This is a genomic window from Mesorhizobium sp. USDA 4413, from assembly GCF_056280365.1.
In genome coordinates, this window is record NZ_JBVPRP010000001.1 from 3,938,451 (window position 1) to 3,959,616 (window position 21,166).

Below are 21,166 nucleotides of genomic sequence, written 5' to 3' on the forward strand. Positions count from 1 at the left end.
TCGCAGGCCGACCTCACCTGAATATCGGCGCATCTCAAGCGAGGCTGCCCTGCAGCACTTTCAACTTCGTTTTCTTCGGGCTGCGCGCCGTCAGCCATTCGCGCGCCTTGTCCTGCGGCATCGGGAAGGCGATCGAATAGCCCTGCACCTGGTCGCAGCCGATCGCCATCAGAGAATCGAGCTCGGCCTCGGTTTCGGCGCCTTCGGCGACGATCGAGATGCCGAGGCCGCGGGCAAGCTCGGTGATGGCGCGCACGATCTTGGTGTTGTCGCCGTTCTCGTTGATGTTCTGGACGAAGCGCCGGTCGATCTTCAGCCGGTCGATCTCGTTCGGGTTGACGTGACTGAGCGAGGCATAGCCGGTGCCGAAATCGTCGAGCTCGAGATGCACGCCCGCGGCGCGGATGTGGCGAAGCTTCGCGGCGATCCCGGTCTTCTCGTCGTCGAGGATGACGGATTCGACGATCTCCAGCGCCAGCCTCTGCGGCGGCAGTCCCGCGCGCTCCAGCGTGCCGAACAGGAAAGTGTCGAAATCGGGCTCGCGCAGTTCCGTGCCCGAGACATTGACGGCGATCCGCCCGAAATCGATGCCGGCGCGGTCCCATTCGGCGGCCTCGTTGATCGCCTTGCTGATGACGATGCGGCCGATATCCGGCATGAAGCCGCATTTCTCGGCGACCGGAATGAATTCGCCGGGCGAGATCATGCCGCGCGTGGCGTGCTTCCAGCGCACCAATGCCTCGATGCCGCTGATCTTGCCGCTGGTCAGCGACACTTGCGGCTGGAAATAGACCTCGAAGCTCCGGTCGGCGATCGCCGTGCGGATATCCTGTTCGAGCTGCTTGCGGTAGTCGAGTTCGCGCCGCAGTTCCTCGGAGAAGAAGGAGAAGTTGCCACCGCCCAGCTTCTTGGCGGAATAGAGCGCCAGGTCGGCATGGACGAGCAGATCCTGCGCGTTGTCGGCGTCGACCGGATAAACCGCGATGCCGGCGCTGGCGCCGGGCATGATGGTCGTGCCCTGGAAGGTGATCGGCTCGTTGATCTCGCCGAGGATGCGCTTGGCGAGCGCATGGATGTCCTCGGTGGTGCCGGCGCCATTGAGCATCATGACGAACTCGTCGCCGCCGAGCCGCGCGCAGAGGTCCGACGCCCGGCAGGAGTCGCGCATGCGTTGCGCCGTCACCACCAGCACATAGTCACCGGCGGCGTGGCCAAGCGTGTCGTTGATCTGCTTGAAACGATCGAGATCGAACTGGATCACCGCCAGCCGCTCGCGGCGGCGGTGCGCGCCCTTGATCAGCGTGTCGAAATGGTCGGTGAGGAAGGTGCGGTTGTGCAGGCCCGTCAGGCCGTCATGCACGGCGATGAAAGCCATCGAGTTGCGCGCGTCGACCAGTTCGCGCGTCTTGCGCAGAATGGCTTTGGACATCGGCCGGAAGATGAACAGCGCCACCAGCACGATGACACCAAGGGTGGCGAAGAATAGCGTGCGGTGCAGCTCGAGGATGCTGCTGGACTTTTCGTTGGCGAAGGCGCTGATGCGCTGGCCGAGCGCGGCATAGCCGGACATGGTGGCGTTGGCGACGGAAGCGTCGAGGCCGACGCGGTCGCCGCCGCCCTTATAGCCGTCGCTTTGCATGCCGAGCTGCGACTCGAAGGACGAGACCAGCCTGTCGCCATTGGCGACGAGGCCGACCGAGAAGTAGTCGAGGTGGAACGGCTTGTTGAACAGCACATATTCGATCGACTTCGGATCGTTGCGCGCCGGCGAGAGCGGATCGGCGCCGGTCTCCTTGAGCAGCCGGTCGTAGTTGGTCTCGAACTCGCCAGTCGCCTGCTTGAGCGCGGTGACCAGCGCCGGCTGCTTGTCGCGCGAGGCAGCACCCGTGGCGCTGGCCAGGAAGACGATGCGCTGCGACAGCGCCTTCTGCGTCGAGACGATGTCGAGCAGTGCATCATTATGCTGCTGCTGCGCCATCAGCTGCTGCAGAAGAATGAAGGAAGCCACCACCATGGCGGCAATGATCGTCAGCGCCAGCCAGTAGCCGGTCTTGATGAGCAGGATCAGCTTGCGCGAAACGCTCTGCACTGGCTGCTGCGACATAACTTGCTGACCCCTCCGGTCGACGGTTTCCTGCCCTGGATTCGTGGCGGGAAAACGCTTGCCCAGAAAGGGTTAACAGGTCGGCAAGGGAGGCTGGCGGCGATCGCTGCGGCGCGGCAAAGCTGGTAAGATGGTTATCACGTCCTTTCCCGCACACCTCTTTTTGATCGCATTATCGTCGCACCGTCGCAAAGGATTGCGATCGAGCTTTCGCGACGCCACCGAAGCGGTCGCTTTTGCGATGGATTTTTTGCAGCCATGGCGCGACAGTCCGGCCTCGAACCGAACAGGGCCGAACCATGAGCAAAGCATTCCTTTCCCACATCGACAGCGAGCTCCAGGGCCTGAAATCGGCCGGGCTCTACAAGTCCGAGCGCGTCATTTCCTCCATGCAGTCCGCCGAGATCGAAGTGGGCGGCGAGAAGGTGCTGAATTTCTGCGCCAACAACTATCTCGGCCTCGCCGACAGCCCGCATCTGCGCGACGCGGCGAAGCACGCGCTCGACCGCTACGGCTACGGCATGGCCTCGGTGCGCTTCATCTGCGGCACGCAGGAGGAGCACAAGGAACTTGAGGCGACGATCTCCTCCTTCCTCGGCATGGAAGACACCATCCTTTATTCTTCCTGCTTCGACGCCAATGGCGGCCTGTTCGAAACGCTGCTCGGCGAGGAGGACGCAATCATCTCCGACGCGCTGAACCATGCCTCGATCATCGACGGTGTGCGGCTCTCCAAGGCCAAGCGCTTCCGCTACGCCAACAACGACATGGCCGATCTCGAGGCGCGGCTGAAGGAGGCGAAGGACTGCCGCTTCCGGCTGATCGCCACCGACGGCGTGTTTTCGATGGACGGCATCATCGCCAATCTCAAGGGCGTCTGCGATCTTGCCGAAAAATATGACGCCATGGTCATGGTCGACGACAGCCATGCGGTCGGCTTCGTCGGCAAGAACGGCCGCGGCTCGGCCGAGCATTGCGGCGTCGAGGGCAGGGTGGACATCATCACCGGCACGCTGGGCAAGGCGTTGGGCGGCGCCTCCGGCGGCTATACGTCGGGCAAGAGAGAGGTCGTCGACTGGCTGCGCCAGCGCTCGCGGCCCTATCTCTTCTCCAACACGCTGATGCCGGCGATAGCCGGCGCCTCGCTCAAGGTGTTCGAACTGATCCGCAATGGCGGCGCGCTGCGCCAGCGCCTATATGCTAATGCGAACTGGTTCCGCTCCGAGATGGGCAAGCTGGGCTTCACGCTCGCCGGCGCCGATCATCCGATCATCCCGGTGATGCTGGGCGACGCGGCTTTGGCGCAGGAGATGGCGCAGCGCATGCTGAAGCGCGGCATCTACGTCATCGGCTTCTCCTTCCCGGTGGTGCCGAAGGGCCAGGCGCGCATCCGCACGCAGATGTCGGCTGCCCATTCCAGCGCCGATATCGATCGCGCCGTCGCGGCGTTCGGTGCGGTGGGAAGGGAGCTGGGTGTAATCGCTTGACGCTACCGCGGGAAATCGAAGCGAGCCATGGCGATCGATGTGACAAGCAGTATCGAGATCTCCAGGCTGCGCGCAGACGTCGCCGCCTTCTCCGCCGATCCGGACAATGTTCCGCGCTGGTACGTCAACATCAAATCGGTGGAGTGGAAGACGCCGCGGCCGTCAAGGGTGGGCTCGAGAATTGCCTTCGTGGCCCAGTTCCTCGGGCGGCGGCTTGTCTACACCTACGAAATTGTCGAATTCGTGCAGGGCGAACGGCTTGTAATGCGAACCGCCGAAGGGCCTTTTCCGATGGAGACGAGTTACACATGGCGGGATGCTGGCGAAGGCCGCACGCATATGGCGCTCAGAAACCGCGGTGCGCCAACCGGCTTTTCACGTCTGGTCGCGCCATTCATGGCCTGGGCCGTCCGCCGTTCGACCGATCGAGATTTGCTGCGATTGAAGAAAATCCTGGAGGCGGCCGCCTGATGCAGCCGATCCATCAAGACAGGCAAGATTTTTGAGGAGCGTCTGATGTCCAACATGATGAAGGCGCTGGTGAAGGCCAAGGCCGAGCCCGGCATCTGGATGGAAGAAGTGCCGATCCCGGAGATCGGCCCCAACGACGTGCTGATCAAGGTCAGGAAGACCGCGATTTGCGGCACCGACGTCCACATCTACAATTGGGACCAGTGGGCGCAGAAAACCGTGCCGGTGCCGATGGTGACCGGCCACGAATTCGTCGGCACGGTCGCCGATTACGGCGCGGCCGTCACCGAATACAAGGTGGGCCAGCGCGTCTCGGGCGAGGGCCATATCGTCTGCGGCCACTGCCGCAACTGCCGCGCGGGCAGGGGGCATCTTTGCCGCAACACGCTGGGCGTCGGGGTCAACCGCCCCGGCGCGTTCGGCGAATATGTGGCGATCCCGCAGCACAATGTCGTGCCGATCCCCGACGACGTGCCGGACGAGATCGCCGCCATCTTCGATCCACTGGGCAATGCCGTGCACACTGCATTGTCCTTCGACCTGGTCGGCGAGGACGTGCTGATCACCGGCGCCGGCCCGATCGGCATCATGGGCGCGCTGGTGGCACAATGCGTCGGCGCGCGAAAGGTCGTCATCACCGATATCAACCCGGTGCGGCTGGAGCTTGCGAGGAAGCTCGGTGTCCAGCACGTCGTCGACGCGTCCAAGGAGAAACTGCGCGACGTGATGCCGGCGCTCGGCATGACCGAAGGTTTCGACGTCGGCCTGGAGATGTCGGGCGCGGCACCCGCCTTCCGCGACATGATCGATACCATGAACAATGGCGGCAAGATCGCCATCCTCGGCATCGCGCCCACCGGCTTCGAGATCGACTGGAACAAGGTCATCTTCAAGATGCTGCATCTGAAGGGCATCTACGGCCGCGAGATGTTCGAGACCTGGTACAAGATGATCGCGCTGGTGCAGGGACCGCTGGATGTGTCGGGGCTCATTACGCATCGGATCGGCATCGACGACTTCCAGGCGGGTTTCGATGCGATGCGGAGTGGAAGTTCTGGGAAGGTGGTGATGGATTGGTAGGGCAGGAGGGGCTTCTTGGAAACGCCAAGCGACAGTGCCCTCCCTCTGTCCTGCCGGACAATTCCTCGCAGGGCACATTGGTGCGGAGACGCCGACCTATCCTTCGCTACGAAGAAGACAAAGCCTCCTCCAGCGCCGCCACCCCCATCGCTATAGCCGCCCGTTCCTCCTCACTCAGCCTCGCCAGCAACTCCCTCTCAAACGCCTTCGCCAGCGGCACCATTTCGCGATAGGCGGCAAGTCCCGCCTTGGTCAGCGCCAGGTGCTCGACGCGGCGGTCGTTTTCGTCGGGTGTGCGGCTCAGCCAGCGCCGCCGCTCCAGTTCGGCGACCGCGCGCGACACCTTGGTCTTGTGCATGGCCGATTGCTCCCCGAGCTCTGTCGCCGTCATCGTGCCGCGTTCGCCCAGCCCTGAAAGCGTGCGCCATTCCGGCCGCGTCAAGCCGTGGCGCTCCTTGTAGATGCGCGAGAACTCGCGGCTGACGGTGTCCGCCAACCGATAGAGCCGATAGGGCAGGAAGCTTTCCAGCGCGAGGATATCCGATTCCATGAAGCGCTCCCCATATGCAGCGCGCCGTTGATAGTTACATTTTCGATGGTTACAAATGAAACCAGTTTGGTCAACATCGCCGGCACGCCAAGTCCAAGAGGTTGGCAAGCCGGGATCAGGGAGGATCGGATGGGCATTTCCTATATGCCGGGCTTCGGCAATGATTTCGAGACCGAGACGCTGCCCGGCTCGCTGCCGCAGGGCCGCAACTCGCCGCAGCGGCCGGCCTACGGCCTCTACGCGGAGCAGCTGTCGGGCTCGCCCTTCACCGCGCCGCGCGGCACCAACGAGCGCTCCTGGCTTTATCGAATCCGCCCCAGCGTAAAGCATACCGGCCGCTTCAAGGGCGCCAGCTATCCTTTGTGGAAGACCGCGCCCAATATCGGTGACCACGAGCTGGCGCTCGGCCAGTACCGGTGGAATCCAACCCCGATGCCCAGCGAGCCGACCGACTTCATTTCCGGCATGCGCACCTTCACCACCGCCGGCGATGCGGTGGGTCAATCCGGCATGGCCGCGCATGTCTATGTCGCCAACCGCTCGATGGTCGACGACCATTTCTTCAACGCCGATGGCGAATTGCTGGTCGTGCCGCAAGTCGGCGCCCTGCGCTTCGTCACCGAGATGGGCGTCATCGAGCTGCGCCCCGGTGAGATCGCCGTGCTGCCGCGCGGCCTCGTCTTCAAGGTCGAGCTCGCCAACAAGGAGGCGCGCGGCTATCTCTGCGAGAATTACGGCGCCAAGTTCACCATGCCCGACCGCGGCCCGATCGGCGCCAATTGCCTCGCCAACCCGCGCGACTTCAAGACGCCCTGTGCCTGGTTCGAAGAGAAGGAGACGCCGTGCCGGCTGATCGTAAAGTGGTGCGGCACCTTCCATGTCACCGAGCTCGACCATTCGCCGCTCGACGTCGTCGCGTGGCATGGCAACTACGCGCCCTACAAATATGATCTGGCAACCTTTTCGCCGGTTGGTGCCATCCTGTTCGACCACCCCGATCCGTCGATTTTCACCGTACTGACGGCGCCGAGCGGCGAGGAGGGTACGGCGAATGTCGACTTCGTCATCTTCCCGCCGCGCTGGCTGGTGGCTGAAAACACATTCCGGCCGCCCTGGTATCACCGCAACATCATGAGCGAGTTCATGGGCCTGATCCACGGCCAGTACGACGCCAAGGAAGAAGGTTTCGTGCCCGGCGGCATCAGCCTGCACAACCAGATGCTGGCGCATGGGCCCGACGCATCGGGTTTTGAGAAAGCCACCCGCGCGGAGCTGAAGCCGGTGAAGCTCGACAACACCATGGCCTTCATGTTCGAGACGCGCTTTCCCCAGATGCTGACACGCTATGCTGCCGAGCTCGGCACCTTGCAGGAGAACTATATCGACTGCTGGGCCGACCTGAAGAAGCGTTTCAACGGCACGCCGGAGGGCGATTGGTCTTGAGGGCCGCCCGATGAGCGGCCGGCTGGTGCTTCTGGGCTCCAAGGGCGGCCCGGCTTTGCGGCCGGGCGGTCCATGGCCGACGTCCACACTGCTGGAACTCGGTGGACGAACCAGTGTCGTCGATTGCGGACTGGGCGTCACGCGCGGCCTGGTCGATGCCGGCACAAGCCTGAAGGCGCTTGACCTGATCTTCATCACGCACCTCCATTCGGACCATGTTCTCGAACTCGGGCCACTGATCCACACTGCCTGGACCGCTGGACTGGCGTCGCCGGTGAGGATCTATGGGCCGCCAGGCACCGGCCACTACTGGCAGTGCTTCTGCCAGGCGCTGGAGTTCGACATCGAAATACGCATCGTCGACGAAGGCCGGCCCGACATCCGCACACTGGTCTCGGTCGAGGAGTTCGCCGAAGGGCTGGTGCTGGAGGAGCATGGTCTGGTGGTGGCGGCGCTGCGTGTCGACCATCCGCCAGTGACGGACTGCTTTGCGCTGCGTTTCGAGCATGACGGCAGGCGTGTGGTGTTTTCCTCCGACACTGCATTCTTTCCCCCGTTAGCCGGGTTTGCCAAAGGAGCCGACATCCTCGTACATGAGGCCATGCTGGAATCGGGCGTCGAAAGGCTGGTCGCGCGGACCGGCAACGGCGCGCGGCTGCGCGAGCATCTCTTCGCCAGCCATAGCCTCGCCGAAGAGGCGGGCCGAATAGCAAGTGATGCCAACGTGAGGCGGCTGGTGCTCACCCATCTCATACCGGCCGACGATCCCGCGGTCGGCGAGGCCGACTGGATCTCTGCCGTCAGGAAAACATGGTCCGGCGACTTGACGATCGCCCGCGATGGTCTTGTTGTGGGGTTAAGCGGCGCAAAGGCCGCATCAGGAGAGGAAGCCGCATGAAGCTTGCCACACTGAAGAACGGGACCCGCGACGGGAAGCTGGTCGTGGTCTCGCGCGATCTGACGCGGTTCACCGACGCTTCCTTCCTGGTGCCGACGCTGCAGGCCGCGCTCGACGACTGGCGCCGAATTGCGCCGCATCTGGCGGCGATGGCGGAGTCGCTCGAGACCAACGCGGTGCCTTCGGCGCGCTTCCACGAGCATGACGCGCATTCGCCGCTGCCGCGTGCCTATCAGTGGGCCGACGGCTCGGCCTATGTGAATCATGTCGAGCTGGTGCGCAAAGCGCGCGGTGCTGAGATGCCGGCGAGCTTCTGGACCGATCCGCTGATCTACCAGGGCGGCTCGGATTCCTTCATTGCGCCGCGCGATCCGATCCGCATGGCCGACGAGGCCTTCGGCATCGACCTGGAGGCCGAGGTCGCCGTCATCGTCGACGACGTGCCGATGGGGGCAGGGCTGGACGCAGCGAGGGAGGGGATCCGCCTCGTCATGCTGGTCAACGACGTCACGCTGCGCGCCATCACCGGGCCGGAGCTTGCCAAAGGTTTCGGCTTCTTCCAATCGAAGCCGTCTTCCGCCTTCTCGCCGGTCGCGGTCACGCCCGACGAACTGGGCGAGGCCTGGGACGGTGGCAAGGTCAACCTTCCCCTTCTGGTCGACGTCAACGGCAAGCCGTTCGGCCGAGCCAACGCAGGCATCGACATGACCTTCGATTTTCCGGCGCTGATCGTGCACGCCGCGCAGACGCGGCCGCTCGCCGCCGGCACGATCATCGGCTCGGGCACCGTTTCCAACAAGCTCGACGGCGGGCCGGGCAAGCCGGTATCGGCGGGTGGCGCCGGCTATTCGTGCTTGGCCGAACAACGCATGATCGAAACCATCGAGTCGGGCGAGCCGAAGACGCCCTTCCTGCATTTCGGCGACACGGTGCGCATCGAGATGAAGGACAGAACCGGCCACTCGATCTTCGGCGCCATCGAGCAGAAGGTCGAGAAATACGAAGGGTGAGGGAGAGCCCGAACGGTGACCCTGCTCGAGCACCTGCGCCGCATGGCGCGCAACAATCTGTGGTCGAACGACCGGCTCTATCGCGCCGTGCTTGCGCTGAAGCCCGGCGAGTTCGAAGCCATGCGCACCAGCTTTTTCCCGTCGATCAAGGAGACGCTGAACCACATCCTTGCGGTTGACCATCTCTATCTCGACTTCCTGACCGATGGCGGCCTAGGCGCCGCGGCATACGACACCTTCGTGCCGTTCGACGATGTGGCGAGCCTGGCGGCCGCGCAGGCCGACTGCGACCGCAGGCTGATTGCCTTCTGCGACGGCCTGTCGGAGGCCGATCTCGACCGCCGCGTCATCACCGACCGGCGCGAGGACGGCATGATTCCCGAACGCATCGGCGATATCCTCGCACACGTCTTCCTGCACGACATCCATCATCGCGGCCAAGTGCATGCGATGCTCTGCGGCACTTCCGTTCCGCCGCCGCAATTGGATGAGTTCCTTCTTGAATATGACGTGAAGCTGAGGAACGAAGAGGTCGAACGGCTGGGGCTCCAGTCGTAGGCTAGGCTGATACCGCACTGTTGCGGGGTGAATGTCGTGCTTCGCTGGAGGCGGTAGAAGACGCGCTACAGCTTCCCCGCGCCGGGTAATCACAATCTCCTCGCCGGCGTTTGCGCGCCTCACGAGTTCCGACAGTTTGGCCCTAGCCTCAGTTATGGACACGATCACAGCTCGACCTCTTAAGATCGGAACTTAGATCAAAGCCCATCGAGCCGCAAATGAGCTTGAGGTTTTAAGCCGCCTTGCCGTCCAGCTTGATCACTCCCCGCTTGATCTGGTCCTGCTCGATCGATTCGAACAGCGCCCGGAAATTACCTTCGCCAAAGCCTTCGTCGCCTTTCCGCTGGATGAACTCGAAGAAGATCGGGCCGATGACCGTCTTCGAGAAGATCTGCAACAGGATCTTGGTCATGCCGCCATCGACGACGCCTTCGCCGTCGATCAGGATGCCATGCTTTTTCATGCGCTCGATCGGCTCCTCATGGTCGTTCACCCTGTCGTGCGACATCTCGTAATAGGTGTCGGGCGGACCGGGCATGAACTTCAACCCATTGGCGGCAAGCTTGTCGGTCGCCTCGTAGATGGCGTCGGTGCCGACCGCGATATGCTGGATGCCCTCGCCATTGTACTTCTTCAAATATTCGGCGATCTGGCTGGTCTCGTCCTTGGACTCGTTCAGCGGAATGCGGATCTTGCCGCAGGGCGAGGTGATGGCGCGGCTGACAAGGCCGGTGATCTTGCCGTCAATGTCGAAGAAATGGATCTGCTTGAAACCGAACAGGTCGCGGTAGAAGTCCCACCATTTGTCCATGTTGCCGCGATAGACATTGTGGGTGAGGTGGTCGAGGAAATAGAAGCCGACGCCTTCGGGCTTCGGGTCGTGCTCGCCCAGCCATTCGAACTCGGCATCATAGGCCGAGCCCTTCTCGCCATAGACTTCGACGAAATAGAGCAGCGAGCCGCCGATACCGACGATGGCCGGCACGTCGAGCGCCTTGTCGGTGCCTTCATAGGGCGTCGCTCCCTTCGACACCGCATGGTCGAACGCGTGTTTGGCGTCGACCACACGCCACGCCATCGAGGCGGCGCAAGGGCCGTGCTCCTCCACGAACTTCATCGCATGCGAGCCTGGCTCGGCATTGACGACATAGTTGATGTCGCCCTGCCGCCAGACGGTAATGTCCTTGGTCCGGTGCCTCGCCACCGCGACATAACCCATGCGGGTGAAGAGCTCGGCGAGCTTGGCCGGCTCCGGATGCGCGAACTCCACGAATTCGAAGCCGTCGGTACCGGCCGGGTTTTGCTTGCTGATTTTCGCGGGTGGGGCGTCGTGCGGGAAGGGGCCCATGGCAATCCTCCAAAAGCTGTTGTGGCCTGGCTTGGCCATTTTCGCGATGATAGCGCGGAGCAGCCGCACGGTGCTTGCATTCAACCGCTTGAAAAGGTCATTATGCGCGTAAATTGTGCATGAATGGAGGAATATTGATGGATGACGCGCGCTTAGATCAATTCGACCGCAAAATAATGGCGCTTCTGCAGGAGGATGCGCGCTTCACCAACAACGACCTTTCCGAGCGCGTGAACCTGTCGCCCTCGCAATGCTCGCGCCGCCGCCAGCGGCTGGAGGAGGACGGCTATATCAGAGGTTATTGCGCCGTGCTCGACCGCGATCGCCTGGGTTTTTCGCTGGTCAACGTCATCTCGGTGACCCTGGCCACCCACAACCGCGACAATGCGCGCCGCTTCGGCGAATTGGTCGCCCGCCTACCCGAGGTGCAGGAGGCGCACGCGCTGACCGGCGAGATGGACTATATCCTGAAGGTGGTGACGCCCGACCTCAAGTCTCTGTCCGAGTTCGTCAACGGCGTTCTGCTGCCGCACGAATCCGTGCAGCATGTGAAGACGGCGATCGTGCTGGAGACGCTGAAGGAAACCGGCGCGCTGCCGATTTAACCCCGCTGCTGCTGGATCAGCCCGTAAAGATTGGTGCAGCGCGCGCCTGAGCGGCAGTACGCAAACACCGGCCCTTCGAGCTCGTCGAGCGCGGCGGCCTGGTCCTCGACATTGTCCATCGTGATCTGGCCGCTGATCACCGGAATGTAGCGGAAGGCAAGGCCTACCGCCTCGGCTGCGGCCTGAATGCTTCCCGCCGAAGGCTGGCCGGGTTGCTCGTCGTCCGGCCGGTTGCAGATCACGCTTTTGAAGCCAGCGTCCTTGATGGCGGCGATATCCTCGGGCTGGATCTGGCCGGAGACCGAATAGTCGTCGCTGATCTGGCGGTATTCCATGGTGTCGTCCTCGCGATCTCTTTGGCGTCAGTCTTGCCACCCCGGGAGAGGGGCGGCAATCCGCATTGAAGGAATTCCCTGCCAAATAGCGACGGCCGATCGAAAAATCCAACCGGGCCGTGTTGGCCCGGTTGGATGTTGCGCCGCTCAGGTTCCCATGATCGCGCCTTTGATCTGCGTGATGTTGTTGTGCATCATGTCGATATAGGTCGAGGCTGGGCCGTCCGAGCCCGACAGCGCGTCCGAATAGAGCGTGCCGCCGACCTTGATGCCGGTCTCGCCGGCGATCTGCTCGATCAGCCGCGGATTGGTGATGTTCTCGATGAAGATCGCCGCCGCCTTGTCCTGCTTCACTTGGCTAACCAGCTTGGCGACGTCGGCGGCCGAAGGCTCCGCGTCGGTCGAGATGCCTTGGGGCGCGAGGAATGTCAGCCCGTATTCGTGCTCGAAATAGCCGAACGCGTCATGCGAGGTGATGACGACGCGCTTGGCTTCGGGGATCGACTGGATCGCAGCCTTCACCTCGGTCTCCAGCGCGTCGAGCTTGGTGGTGTAGGCGGCGGCGTTCGCCTTATAGCTGTCGCAACCCTCGCTGTCGGCGGAGCAGAAAGCGTCGGCGATGTTCTTCACATAGATCTTGGCGTTGGCGATCGACTGGAAGGCGTGCGGGTCGGTGACCGTCTTGCCGCCGTCGGTGCCGGCTCCTTCGGCGGCATCCGCATCGGCGAATTCCGGCTTGAAGTCGATCGGCGTCACGCCCTTGGTCAACGTCACGATCGAAGCCTTGGTGGCGCTGGCATCGACGAGGCGCTGCAGGAAACCTTCGAAATGCAGGCCGTTGACCAGCGCGACATCGGCTTTCGCCATCGCCACCGCGTCGGCCGGGCTCGGCTCATAGACATGCGCGTCGCCGTCCGGCCCGACGATGGTGGTGATGTTGACGCGGTCGCCACCGACATTTTTCGCGAAGTCGGCAATCACGGTGAAACTCGCCACCACTTTCAGCGGCGCCCCGAAGGCCGACGAGGTCGCGAGGGCGCTTAATGTTATAACGCTCATCGCCAGGGCGGCTCGGAAGGATTTCAGCATTGGCAGCGTCTCCTTTTAAGGGGTGGGAATGAGGTCAGGCGGTCCGGTGTCGGTGATGCACGATGCGGGCGCGCAGCGCGCCGCGCGTGCCGAACAGGATCGAGCAGAAATAGACGACGCCGGACGAAAGGATGATCGCCGGACCGGACGGCAGCGACGCATGGTAGGACAGAAGCAACCCGGCAATGCAGGAGGCAAAGCCGATCAGCACGGCGAGCGCGCACATCGGTTCGACGCGCACCGTCCAGAAGCGGGCGGCGGCGGCAGGCAGCATCATCAGCCCGACCGAGAGCAGCGTACCCAGCGCCTGGAAGCCGCCGACGAGGTTGAGCACGACCAACCCGAGGAAGATGAAATGCACCGGGCTGCCCATGCGGCTCACCGAGCGCAGAAACAGCGGATCGAGGCATTCGGCGACCAGCGCGCGCCAGAAAATGGCGAGGCAGGCGAGCGTCACCGCCACGATGCCGCCGATCAGGATCAGCGCCTCATTGTTGAGAGCGAGCACCGTGCCGAACAGCACATGCATCAGGTCGACGCTGGAGCCGCGGATCGACACCATCAAAACGCCGACGGCAAGTGAGATCAGATAGAAGGCCGCCATCGAAGCATCCTCGCGCTGGATGGTGAAGCGCGAGACGGCGCCTGCGCCGAGCGCTACGATGATGCCGGCGATCAGCCCGCCAACCGTCATCGGCAGGATCTCGAGCCCGTAGAGCAGGAAGCCCGCCGCCGCCCCGGGCAGGATGGCATGCGCCATCGCATCGCCCGACAGGCTCATGCGCCTGAGCATCAGGAAGACGCCGACCGGGCAGGCACCGAGCGACAGCATCAGCGAGCCGAACAGCGCCCGCTGCATAAAGGCGAAATCGGCAAAGGGCGCGATAAGCAGGCCGTAGAGGAAACCCATCACGCCGCCCTCGGTCCGGAGCCGTGCTGGTGGTCGTCATGGTGATGCGCATGATCATGATGGTCGTGTTCATGGCCATGATCATGCCCGCTCGGCTCGCACCAGGGCGCATTCTCTTCCCACGCCTCATGGAAACGCCTGGCCTTGAGCAGGTTCTCCGGCCGCAGCGTTTCCTTTGTGTCGCCCCAGGCCACCGGCTGGCGCGCAAGCAGCAGCGTTTCCGGGAAATTCTGCCGCACCAGATCGAGGTCGTGCACCACGACCATGATCGTTCGTTCCTCGCCATGCCAGCGTTTTATGAGCTGGATGAGGTCGCCGACCGTCTTGGCATCCACCGCGTTGAATGGCTCGTCTAGCAGGATGAGGTCGGCATCCTGTAGCAGCACGCGGGCAAACAGCGTGCGCTGCAATTGGCCGCCGGAGAGCGTGTCGATCGGTCGTTTCTCGAAGCCGCCGAGCCCGACTGCCATCAGCGCCTTGCTGACAGACTGGCGATCCTCTTTCGTATAGCGGCCGAGCATGCCGCGCTTCGGCCACAGCCCCAGCGAGACCAGATCGACGACGCGCGCCGGAAAGGAGCGGTCGAGCTCCGACTGCTGCGGCAGATAGGCCGTGCGGACGCCCGGCATGCGGACCACCGCGCCTTCCATCGGCTTCAGCACGCCGACAATGCCCTTCATCAGTGTCGACTTGCCCGAACCATTAGCGCCGACCACGGCGGTCAGCGAGCCTCTGCGGACGATGCCGTTGAGATGATGGATCGCCGGATGGCTGCCGTAGCCAAGCGTCAGGTCGCGGAAGGTCAGGCAGGCATTGGTCATCAAACGTCGGTCCGCGAAATCGAGTGTGTCGTCGATATGTGATGTTATTACATTAGTCAACATAGTGGTCCGGCGGAATTGTGTCACGGCCGGTCAACTCGCCGTGTAGGCGGATGGGCGGAGACCAGACAATTGGCTCAATTGGTTTCGTGGCCGCCGGCCTTGCTCCAGGCCGGCCCGGACTCTAAAGAGCAGCGACTCCACAACGAAGGAACCTCCAATGAGCATTCGTCGCATCGATGTCGGCCCGCGCATGAGCCAGATCGTCATCCACGGGAACACTGTCTATCTGGCCGGCCAGGTCGGCGAGCCGGGCGGCAACGTCGCTTCGCAGACCCGCGACATCCTGAAAACCATCGACGAATTGCTGGCCAAGGCCGGCACCGACAAGACCAAGATCGTCCAGGCGATCATCTGGCTGGCCGACATGAGCACCTTCGCTGAAATGAATTCGGAATGGGACAAGTGGGTACCGCAGGGTCACACCCCGGCGCGAGCCACCGGCGAAGCCAAGCTCGCCGCTCCGGAATATCTGGTCGAGATCATTGTGACGGCGGCGCTGTAAAGCGCCTGCCTGCTCTTCTCTCCTTGCGGGCTCGCGTGCGCACAAGGGGAGAAAGGGGGCGTGGCTACCCCTGCGACGGGGTAAACCTTGCCACCAGCGTATGGCTCTCGGCCGGATAGATGAAGCGTACATGCGTCACCGGGTGCTCGGCGCTCCAGGTGCGGCGTTCGACCACCAGGCAGGGGGCGCCCGCGTCGATGTCGAGCGCGTCGGCAATATTCTCATCGGCCGCCATGGCGCGGATGCGATGCTCGGCCTCGCTCCACGGCACGCGGCCGATCAGCCAGGGGCCGGGCGCGATCTCGATAAATTCTTCTTCGGCTGCCTTGGCCACCGCTGAAAGATTGATCAATCGCTGCTCCAGGGCGAACGGCCGTTCGCCGGCGAAATGCAGGCCTTCCAACGCAAGCACCGGCCCTGGCGCGGCCAGCCCGAGCAGCGCGCGGTCTTCGGCGTCGCTGCGCCGCTTGGCGCGTTCCAACCGCTCATAGCGATAGGGCAGGCCAAGCGCCTCGACTTCGATCCTGATGTCGTGCAGTTCCAGCACCGCCGCCTGCGATTGCGGCTGGCGCACGAAACTGCCGGAACGGCGGCGGCGCTCGATCAGTCCGGCCTTGGCAAGCTGCGACAGCGCCTTGTTCACCGTCATGCGCGAGCAGTTGTATTGAGCCGTCAGCTCGTGCTCGAAGGGGATGCGATGCCCCGGCGCCCAGACGCCTGAGAGGATCTTTTCGCGGATGTCCGAGAGGATGCGCTGGTGCAGCGAGAGTATCTCGCCGCCATCTACATCGTCTGTCTCGACCAAGCTCATCGGACGGGTCCTGCTTCAACCTTGCGACAATGCTGTCATGACTTCGCGGAACCGCGCGGCGACCGCCTCGCGCTTAGCATGCCTGCCGCCGCTGACCTGCTTCTTGCCGTGCACCCAGACGCAATCGACCTTGCTGCCATTGGCGAAAATCCAGGCGTCGAGGATCGCGTCGCCCGTCTTGCCGGCCGTTGAAGGATGGTTTCGGTCGAGAGAGACAAAATCGGCCGGACCGCCGGCGGCAATCTGCGAGGAGCCGGCCCCAAGCGCCTGGCTGCCACCGGCAAGTGAAGCATCGAACAGCGCGCGCCCGGTGGATCCGCCCGCGCGGGCCAGCACGTTGCGGGCGCGATGGGCGAGGCGTTGCGAATATTCGAGCTGCCTCAGCTCGTCCGGCAAGCCGATCAGCACATTGGAGTCGGAACCGACGCCGAAGCGGCCGCCATGCTCGATGAAGAGCGGGGCCGCGAAAGTGCCGTCGCCGAGATTGGCCTCGGTGACCGGGCAGAGTCCGGCGATAGCGCCGCTCGTCGCCATCGCGACCGTTTCCGCCTCGGTCATATGGGTGGCGTGGATCAGGCACCAGCGCTCGTCCACCTCGGCGTTGGCAAGCAGGAATTCGACCGGCCGCTTGCCTGACCAGGCAATGCAGTCCTCGACCTCTTTCACCTGCTCGGCGACATGGATATGGATCGGCCCGTTCGGCGCCATAGCCGCGACCGCGTTGATCTCGTCCGGCGTTGCGGCGCGCAGGCTGTGCGGCGCGACACCGACGACGGCCTGCTCCAATGAGCGAACGCCCTCGCGGGCTTTCTCAAGCAGACGTCCGAAGCGCTCGACATCATTGATGAATCGACGCTGGCCTTCGTTGGGAGCGGCGCCCCCGAAGGCGGAGTGGGCATAGAAGACCGGCAGCAGCGTCAGGCCGATACCGGTCTCGGCCGCGGCAGCCGCGACCCGATCCGCCATCTCGGCGATATTAGCGTAAGGCTGTCCGTCGCGGTCGTGATGCAGATAATGGAACTCCCCGACGCGCGAGAAGCCGGCTTCCAGCATCTCGACATAGAGCTGCGCCGCCACGGCCTCGACCTGGTCCGGCGTCATCGACAGCGCGAAGCGGTACATCACCTCGCGCCAGCTCCAGAAGCTGTCGGCCGAGGGGCCGCGCAGTTCGGCAAGACCCGCCATGCCGCGTTGGAAGGCGTGGCTGTGCAGGTTGGGCATGCCCGGCAGGACGATGGCATGCCGCTCGTCGCCGGCCCGCGCCGAAGTGCCGGTCTCGACCGCGGAGACGCTGCCGCCGTCGAAGGCGATCCTGACATTGCTTTGCCAGCCCTCGGGCATAAGCGCCTGTTCCGCAAAGATCGCCGTCACGTTCCTCTCCGAATCTGAATGCCCAGGCGACATTATCACTTGCGTCGCGCTTCAATATGTATATACATAATCGTCATCCAAGCAAACGGAAAAGACGATGGGTGGAGCAAACGGGAAGAGCGGCCATCGGGTCTGGCGCAACGCGCGCCTGGCGACCATGGCCGATGGCGCGGCCGGTCTTGGCATCGTCGAAAAAGGCGCGGTCGCCGCGCGCGACGGGCTTGTTGTTTACGCCGGCCCCGAGGCGGACATGCCGGCTGCGGCCGGGCAGGGCGCCAGGACCGTCGATTGCGAGGGGCGCTGGATCACGCCCGGTCTGATCGACTGCCATACTCATCTGGTCTATGCGGGCAACCGCGCCAACGAGTTCGAGATGCGTCTCGCCGGCGCCACCTATGAAGAAGTGGCGCGCGCCGGCGGCGGCATCGTCTCCTCGGTCAAGTCGCTGCGCGCCGCGAGCGAAGACGAATTGATAGCCCAGACGCTGCCGCGTCTCGACGCGCTGATCGCCGAAGGCGTCACCACGGTCGAGGTGAAATCGGGCTACGGCCTCGATGCCGACAACGAGAAGAAATCGCTGCGCGCTGCCCGCCGCCTGGCCAACGAGCGCCCCGTCACGGTCCGCACGACGTGTCTTGCCGCGCATGCCCTGCCGCCGGAAGCCAAGGGCGACAAGGACGCCTTCATCGATCTTGTCGCCGGGACCATCCTGCCGGAAATTACCGCCGAAAATCTCGCCGACGCCGTCGATGGGTTCTGCGAAGGCATCGCCTTTTCGCCGGAACAGATGGCACGCGTCTTCGATAAGGCGAAAGCGCTCGGCCTGCCGGTGAAACTTCACGCCGACCAGCTTTCCAACCTGCATGGCGCGGCCCTTGCCGCCCGCTACGGCGCGCTGTCGGCCGATCACCTCGAATACACCGACGAGGAGGGCGCCGAAGCGATGGCCAAGGCCGGCACTGTGGCGACGATCCTGCCCGGCGCCTACTACTTCATCCGCGAGACCAAGAAGCCGCCGGTCGATCTGTTCCGCCGCCACGGCGTGAAGATGGCTGTCGCCACCGACTCGAATCCCGGCACCTCGCCGCTTACCTCGCTGCTGCTCACCATGAACATGGCCGCGACGCTGTTCGGCATGACGGTCGACGAATGCCTCGCCGGCGTCACCCGCGAAGCCGCGCGCGCCCTTGGCCTATTGGGCCAGACCGGCACGCTGGAAGCCGGCAAATCGGCCGATCTCGCCATCTGGGACATCGAGCGCCCGGCCGAACTCGTCTACCGCATGGGCTTCAACCCGCTCCATGCCCGTATCTGGAGAGGACAATGACGGAACTTATCCTGAAGCCCGGCAGCGCGACGCTTGCCGATTGGCGTGCCATCTATCGCGGCGCCATTCCGAAGCTCGACGCAGCCTGCGGGCCGAAAATCAAGGCCAGTGCCGAGGCGGTCGCCCGCATCGTCGCCAAGGGCGAGCCGGTCTATGGCATCAACACCGGCTTCGGCAAGCTCGCCAGCGTCCGCATCCCGGCAAACGATCTCGAAACGCTGCAGCGCAATATCGTGCTCTCGCATGCCGCCGGCGTCGGCGAGCCGATGCCTGTCGCGGTGGTGCGGCTGATGATGGCGCTCAAGCTCGCCAGCCTTGCCCAGGGCGCCTCCGGCGTGCGCGCCGAGACCATCGACCTGCTTCAAGCGATGCTTGCCAACGACGTCATCCCGGTGGTGCCGGCGCAAGGCTCGGTCGGCGCCTCCGGCGACCTCGCGCCGCTCTCGCACATGACGGCCGTCATGATCGGCGTCGGCGAGTGCTTTACCCCGCATGGCCGCTTCCCGGCCAAGGTCGCCTTCGTCTCGCATGGGCTGGAGCCGGTGACGCTTGGCGCCAAGGAGGGTCTCGCGCTGCTCAACGGCACGCAGTTCTCGACGGCTTTCGCGCTCGCCGGCCTGTTCGAGGCAGAGACGCTCTACCAGTCGGCGCTGGTCGCCGGCGCGCTGTCGACCGACGCCGCCAAGGGTTCGGACGCGCCCTTCGATCCGCGCATTCATCTGTTGCGCAAGCATCGCGGCCAGATCGAGACGGCGGATGCGCTGCGCAATCTCATGGCCGGCAGCGCCATCCGTGAATCGCACCGTGTCGGCGACGAGCGCGTGCAGGATCCATATTGCCTGCGCTGCCAGCCGCAGGTGATGGGCGCTGCGCTCGATGTGCTGCGCAAGGCGGCCGACTCGCTTGAAACCGAAGCCAACGGCGTCACCGACAATCCGCTGATCTTCGCCGAGGATGACACCGCGCTCTCGGGCGGCAATTTCCACGCCGAGCCGGTGGCCTTCGCTGCCGACATGATCGCTTTGGCCGTCTGCGAGATCGGCTCGCTGTCGGAGCGTCGCATTGCCATGTTGGTCGACCCGGCGCTGTCCGGCATGCCGGCTTTCCTGACGCCGAAGCCCGGCCTGAACTCCGGCTTCATGATCCCGCAGGTGACGGCGGCGGCGCTTGTCTCGGAAAACAAGCAGAAGGCCTATCCGGCGAGCGTCGATTCCATTCCGACCTCGGCCAACCAGGAAGACCATGTCTCCATGGCCGCCCACGGCGCGCGCCGGCTGCTCGGCATGATCGAGAATGCCACTGCCGTCATCGGCATCGAATTGCTGGCCGCGGCCCAGGGCTGCGATTTTCATGCGCCGCTCGCTTCGAGCGAAGCGCTGGAGGCGGTGCGCAGGCTGGTCCGGGCCGAGGTCTCGCATCTCGACAACGACCGTCACTTCCACCCGGACATGGAAAAGGCGATCGCCCTGGTGCGCAGCGGCGCCGCGGTCAATGCGGCGGGCGCCGTGAAGCTGCCGTCGATCGCGGGAGCGGCGTGATGGCAACGCCTTCCTGGCTCACCGTCACCCAAGGCACCGCGCCCCTGCTGGTCTCCATCCCGCACACCGGCATCGACCTTGCCGGCCTCGATTCACGCCTGGTCTCGACCTGGCTCGGCCGTCGGGACTGCGACTGGTGGATCGACAAGCTCTATGATTTTGCCGCCGAGCTTGGGGCGACGGTCGTGCACACCGCCATTTCGCGAACCGTCATCGACGTCAACCGCGATCCGTCCGGCGTCTCGCTCTATCCTGGGCAGGCGACGACGACCCTTTGCCCGACGGATACCTTCGACGGCGACCCGCTGTACCGCCTGGGCGAGGAGCCGACGCCGTCCGAGATCGACCAGCGCCGGGAGACGTATTTCGCACCCTACCACGACGCCTTGCAGGCCGAGATCGAGCGGCTGCGCGGCCTGCACGACAAGATCGTGCTCTACGATTGTCACTCGATCCGCTCGGTGCTGCCGCGGCTGTTCGAAGGCACGCTGCCGGTCTTCAACCTCGGCACCAATGACGGCAAGAGCACCGATCCGGCGCTGCAGGACAAGGTCGCTGCAATTCTTGCCGCAACCGGCGAGACCTGGGTGGTCAACGGCCGCTTCAAGGGCGGGTGGATCACCAGAAGCTTCGGCCGGCCTGAGAACGGCGTGCATGCGCTGCAGATGGAGCTCTCCAACCGCGGCTATATGCGGGAGCCTGCGGAGAAGGGTTCGCCTGAAAACTGGCCGGTGCCTTACGACCCAAGCTACGCCGCGCCGATCCGTGCCACGCTGAAAACCATCCTCGAAGCCGCCATTGACTGGGCCGGTCGCTGACGCGCCGCCTTGCTTGAAAGGGACAAT

General features: G+C 64.0%; 21 protein-coding genes and 1 pseudogene. 12 read left to right on the forward strand and 10 right to left on the reverse strand.

The window, feature by feature from the left end:
• Positions 1 to 34: 34 nt before the first annotated feature.
• A complete protein-coding gene (locus tag ACVMIM_RS19170; RefSeq protein WP_476113897.1) occupies positions 35 to 2,104 on the reverse strand; it encodes a putative bifunctional diguanylate cyclase/phosphodiesterase in 2,070 nt (689 codons plus the stop codon).
• A 299-nt stretch (positions 2,105 to 2,403) separates the two neighbouring features.
• On the opposite strand from ACVMIM_RS19170, the gene ACVMIM_RS19175 reads away from it, so the two are divergent.
• The 3 genes from ACVMIM_RS19175 to tdh are packed head-to-tail and all read left to right on the forward strand — an operon-like array spanning position 2,404 to position 5,142.
• Positions 2,404 to 3,591: a glycine C-acetyltransferase gene (locus ACVMIM_RS19175; RefSeq protein ID WP_476113898.1), complete on the forward strand. Its 1,188-nt coding sequence runs from the start codon at positions 2,404 to 2,406 to the stop codon at positions 3,589 to 3,591.
• Between the two features lie 27 nt (positions 3,592 to 3,618).
• The gene (locus ACVMIM_RS19180) at positions 3,619 to 4,062 is read left to right on the forward strand and encodes an SRPBCC family protein (protein WP_476113899.1); all 444 of its coding nucleotides are present in this window, start codon (positions 3,619 to 3,621) and stop codon (positions 4,060 to 4,062) included.
• Positions 4,063 to 4,107: 45 nt separating this feature from the next.
• Entirely contained in the window at positions 4,108 to 5,142 is a 1,035-nt protein-coding gene (gene tdh / locus ACVMIM_RS19185; protein WP_476113901.1) for an L-threonine 3-dehydrogenase, read from the forward strand.
• A gap of 106 nt (positions 5,143 to 5,248) precedes the next feature.
• Here tdh and ACVMIM_RS19190 read toward each other — a convergent pair whose 3' ends face one another.
• Positions 5,249 to 5,692, reverse strand: a complete 444-nt coding sequence (locus ACVMIM_RS19190) for a MarR family winged helix-turn-helix transcriptional regulator (RefSeq protein WP_476113903.1) — start codon at positions 5,690 to 5,692, stop codon at positions 5,249 to 5,251.
• Between the two features lie 129 nt (positions 5,693 to 5,821).
• On the opposite strand from ACVMIM_RS19190, the gene hmgA reads away from it, so the two are divergent.
• Genes hmgA through ACVMIM_RS19210 form a run of 4 tightly spaced genes read left to right on the forward strand, consistent with a single transcriptional unit; the run spans position 5,822 to position 9,601 of the window.
• On the forward strand, positions 5,822 to 7,135 hold the full coding sequence (hmgA, locus tag ACVMIM_RS19195; RefSeq protein WP_476113904.1) for a homogentisate 1,2-dioxygenase: 1,314 nt from the start codon (positions 5,822 to 5,824) through the stop codon (positions 7,133 to 7,135).
• Positions 7,136 to 7,145: 10 nt separating this feature from the next.
• Entirely contained in the window at positions 7,146 to 8,033 is an 888-nt protein-coding gene (locus ACVMIM_RS19200; RefSeq protein WP_476113906.1) for an MBL fold metallo-hydrolase, read from the forward strand.
• Entirely contained in the window at positions 8,030 to 9,043 is a 1,014-nt protein-coding gene (locus ACVMIM_RS19205) for a fumarylacetoacetate hydrolase family protein (RefSeq protein WP_476113907.1), read from the forward strand. Before ACVMIM_RS19200 ends, ACVMIM_RS19205 begins: the two co-directional genes overlap by 4 nt.
• Positions 9,044 to 9,058: 15 nt before the next feature.
• Entirely contained in the window at positions 9,059 to 9,601 is a 543-nt protein-coding gene (locus tag ACVMIM_RS19210; protein WP_476113908.1) for a DinB family protein, read from the forward strand.
• Positions 9,602 to 9,661: 60 nt separating this feature from the next.
• Here ACVMIM_RS19210 and ACVMIM_RS19215 read toward each other — a convergent pair.
• Both ACVMIM_RS19215 and hppD read right to left on the reverse strand, forming a co-directional pair.
• Positions 9,662 to 9,769 (reverse strand): annotated as a pseudogene (locus ACVMIM_RS19215) (type II toxin-antitoxin system Phd/YefM family antitoxin); the annotation flags it as partial.
• A gap of 64 nt (positions 9,770 to 9,833) precedes the next feature.
• Positions 9,834 to 10,949, reverse strand: coding sequence for a 4-hydroxyphenylpyruvate dioxygenase (gene hppD / locus ACVMIM_RS19220; protein ID WP_476113909.1), 1,116 nt, complete (start codon positions 10,947 to 10,949; stop codon positions 9,834 to 9,836).
• A 137-nt stretch (positions 10,950 to 11,086) separates the two neighbouring features.
• Here hppD and ACVMIM_RS19225 point away from each other — a divergent pair, with 137 nt between their 5' ends.
• Positions 11,087 to 11,554 (forward strand): Lrp/AsnC family transcriptional regulator, encoded by a 468-nt coding sequence (locus ACVMIM_RS19225; RefSeq protein WP_041000960.1) that lies wholly within the window; start codon positions 11,087 to 11,089, stop codon positions 11,552 to 11,554.
• On the opposite strand, the gene ACVMIM_RS19230 is transcribed toward ACVMIM_RS19225, so the two are convergent.
• The 4 genes from ACVMIM_RS19230 to aztA all read right to left on the reverse strand — a co-directional run bounded on the left by ACVMIM_RS19230 (position 11,551) and on the right by aztA (position 14,709).
• Positions 11,551 to 11,889, reverse strand: a complete 339-nt coding sequence (locus ACVMIM_RS19230) for a protein tyrosine phosphatase family protein (RefSeq protein WP_476113910.1) — start codon at positions 11,887 to 11,889, stop codon at positions 11,551 to 11,553. The genes ACVMIM_RS19225 and ACVMIM_RS19230 overlap by 4 nt on opposite strands.
• 147 nt (positions 11,890 to 12,036) lie before the next feature.
• Positions 12,037 to 12,978: a zinc ABC transporter substrate-binding protein AztC gene (aztC, locus tag ACVMIM_RS19235; RefSeq protein ID WP_476113912.1), complete on the reverse strand. Its 942-nt coding sequence runs from the start codon at positions 12,976 to 12,978 to the stop codon at positions 12,037 to 12,039.
• A 34-nt stretch (positions 12,979 to 13,012) separates the two neighbouring features.
• Complete coding sequence (aztB, locus tag ACVMIM_RS19240) at positions 13,013 to 13,888, reverse strand: zinc ABC transporter permease AztB (protein ID WP_476113914.1); 876 nt, start codon at positions 13,886 to 13,888, stop codon at positions 13,013 to 13,015.
• Positions 13,888 to 14,709 (reverse strand): zinc ABC transporter ATP-binding protein AztA, encoded by an 822-nt coding sequence (gene aztA, locus ACVMIM_RS19245; RefSeq protein ID WP_476113915.1) that lies wholly within the window; start codon positions 14,707 to 14,709, stop codon positions 13,888 to 13,890. The genes aztB and aztA overlap by 1 nt, the downstream gene beginning before the upstream one ends.
• 220 nt (positions 14,710 to 14,929) lie before the next feature.
• Between aztA and ACVMIM_RS19250 the strand changes: the two genes are divergently transcribed.
• Positions 14,930 to 15,274, forward strand: coding sequence for a RidA family protein (locus ACVMIM_RS19250; RefSeq protein ID WP_476113917.1), 345 nt, complete (start codon positions 14,930 to 14,932; stop codon positions 15,272 to 15,274).
• Positions 15,275 to 15,338: 64 nt separating this feature from the next.
• Here the strand turns inward: ACVMIM_RS19250 and hutC are convergent, their stop codons facing one another.
• Both hutC and ACVMIM_RS19260 read right to left on the reverse strand, forming a co-directional pair.
• Positions 15,339 to 16,085, reverse strand: a complete 747-nt coding sequence (gene hutC / locus ACVMIM_RS19255; protein ID WP_476113918.1) for a histidine utilization repressor — start codon at positions 16,083 to 16,085, stop codon at positions 15,339 to 15,341.
• A 15-nt stretch (positions 16,086 to 16,100) separates the two neighbouring features.
• Positions 16,101 to 17,456, reverse strand: coding sequence for a formimidoylglutamate deiminase (locus ACVMIM_RS19260; protein WP_476113920.1), 1,356 nt, complete (start codon positions 17,454 to 17,456; stop codon positions 16,101 to 16,103).
• Between the two features lie 97 nt (positions 17,457 to 17,553).
• Here ACVMIM_RS19260 and hutI point away from each other — a divergent pair, with 97 nt between their 5' ends.
• From hutI to hutG, 3 genes are read left to right on the forward strand one after another with little or no spacing between them, the layout of a single operon-like run.
• Positions 17,554 to 18,783: an imidazolonepropionase gene (gene hutI / locus ACVMIM_RS19265; protein WP_476113922.1), complete on the forward strand. Its 1,230-nt coding sequence runs from the start codon at positions 17,554 to 17,556 to the stop codon at positions 18,781 to 18,783.
• On the forward strand, positions 18,780 to 20,321 hold the full coding sequence (gene hutH, locus ACVMIM_RS19270; protein WP_476113924.1) for a histidine ammonia-lyase: 1,542 nt from the start codon (positions 18,780 to 18,782) through the stop codon (positions 20,319 to 20,321). The genes hutI and hutH overlap by 4 nt, the downstream gene beginning before the upstream one ends.
• Positions 20,321 to 21,139 (forward strand): N-formylglutamate deformylase, encoded by an 819-nt coding sequence (gene hutG, locus ACVMIM_RS19275; RefSeq protein ID WP_476113925.1) that lies wholly within the window; start codon positions 20,321 to 20,323, stop codon positions 21,137 to 21,139. The genes hutH and hutG overlap by 1 nt, the downstream gene beginning before the upstream one ends.
• Positions 21,140 to 21,166: the final 27 nt, after the last annotated feature.

Coding starts and splice junctions, on each gene's coding strand:
- hmgA (WP_476113904.1), top strand. CDS start 5,822: ATGGGCATTTCCTATATGCCGGGCTTCGGCAATGATTTCGAGACCGAG.
- ACVMIM_RS19200 (WP_476113906.1), top strand. CDS start 7,146: ATGAGCGGCCGGCTGGTGCTTCTGGGCTCCAAGGGCGGCCCGGCTTTG.
- ACVMIM_RS19170 (WP_476113897.1), bottom strand. CDS start 2,104: ATGTCGCAGCAGCCAGTGCAGAGCGTTTCGCGCAAGCTGATCCTGCTC.
- ACVMIM_RS19180 (WP_476113899.1), top strand. CDS start 3,619: ATGGCGATCGATGTGACAAGCAGTATCGAGATCTCCAGGCTGCGCGCA.
- ACVMIM_RS19225 (WP_041000960.1), top strand. CDS start 11,087: ATGGATGACGCGCGCTTAGATCAATTCGACCGCAAAATAATGGCGCTT.
- ACVMIM_RS19205 (WP_476113907.1), top strand. CDS start 8,030: ATGAAGCTTGCCACACTGAAGAACGGGACCCGCGACGGGAAGCTGGTC.
- aztB (WP_476113914.1), bottom strand. CDS start 13,888: ATGGGTTTCCTCTACGGCCTGCTTATCGCGCCCTTTGCCGATTTCGCC.
- ACVMIM_RS19175 (WP_476113898.1), top strand. CDS start 2,404: ATGAGCAAAGCATTCCTTTCCCACATCGACAGCGAGCTCCAGGGCCTG.
- ACVMIM_RS19230 (WP_476113910.1), bottom strand. CDS start 11,889: ATGGAATACCGCCAGATCAGCGACGACTATTCGGTCTCCGGCCAGATC.
- hutC (WP_476113918.1), bottom strand. CDS start 16,085: ATGAGCTTGGTCGAGACAGACGATGTAGATGGCGGCGAGATACTCTCG.
- hutH (WP_476113924.1), top strand. CDS start 18,780: ATGACGGAACTTATCCTGAAGCCCGGCAGCGCGACGCTTGCCGATTGG.
- aztC (WP_476113912.1), bottom strand. CDS start 12,978: ATGCTGAAATCCTTCCGAGCCGCCCTGGCGATGAGCGTTATAACATTA.
- ACVMIM_RS19250 (WP_476113917.1), top strand. CDS start 14,930: ATGAGCATTCGTCGCATCGATGTCGGCCCGCGCATGAGCCAGATCGTC.
- aztA (WP_476113915.1), bottom strand. CDS start 14,709: ATGACCAATGCCTGCCTGACCTTCCGCGACCTGACGCTTGGCTACGGC.
- tdh (WP_476113901.1), top strand. CDS start 4,108: ATGTCCAACATGATGAAGGCGCTGGTGAAGGCCAAGGCCGAGCCCGGC.
- ACVMIM_RS19190 (WP_476113903.1), bottom strand. CDS start 5,692: ATGGAATCGGATATCCTCGCGCTGGAAAGCTTCCTGCCCTATCGGCTC.
- hppD (WP_476113909.1), bottom strand. CDS start 10,949: ATGGGCCCCTTCCCGCACGACGCCCCACCCGCGAAAATCAGCAAGCAA.
- hutG (WP_476113925.1), top strand. CDS start 20,321: ATGGCAACGCCTTCCTGGCTCACCGTCACCCAAGGCACCGCGCCCCTG.
- hutI (WP_476113922.1), top strand. CDS start 17,554: ATGGGTGGAGCAAACGGGAAGAGCGGCCATCGGGTCTGGCGCAACGCG.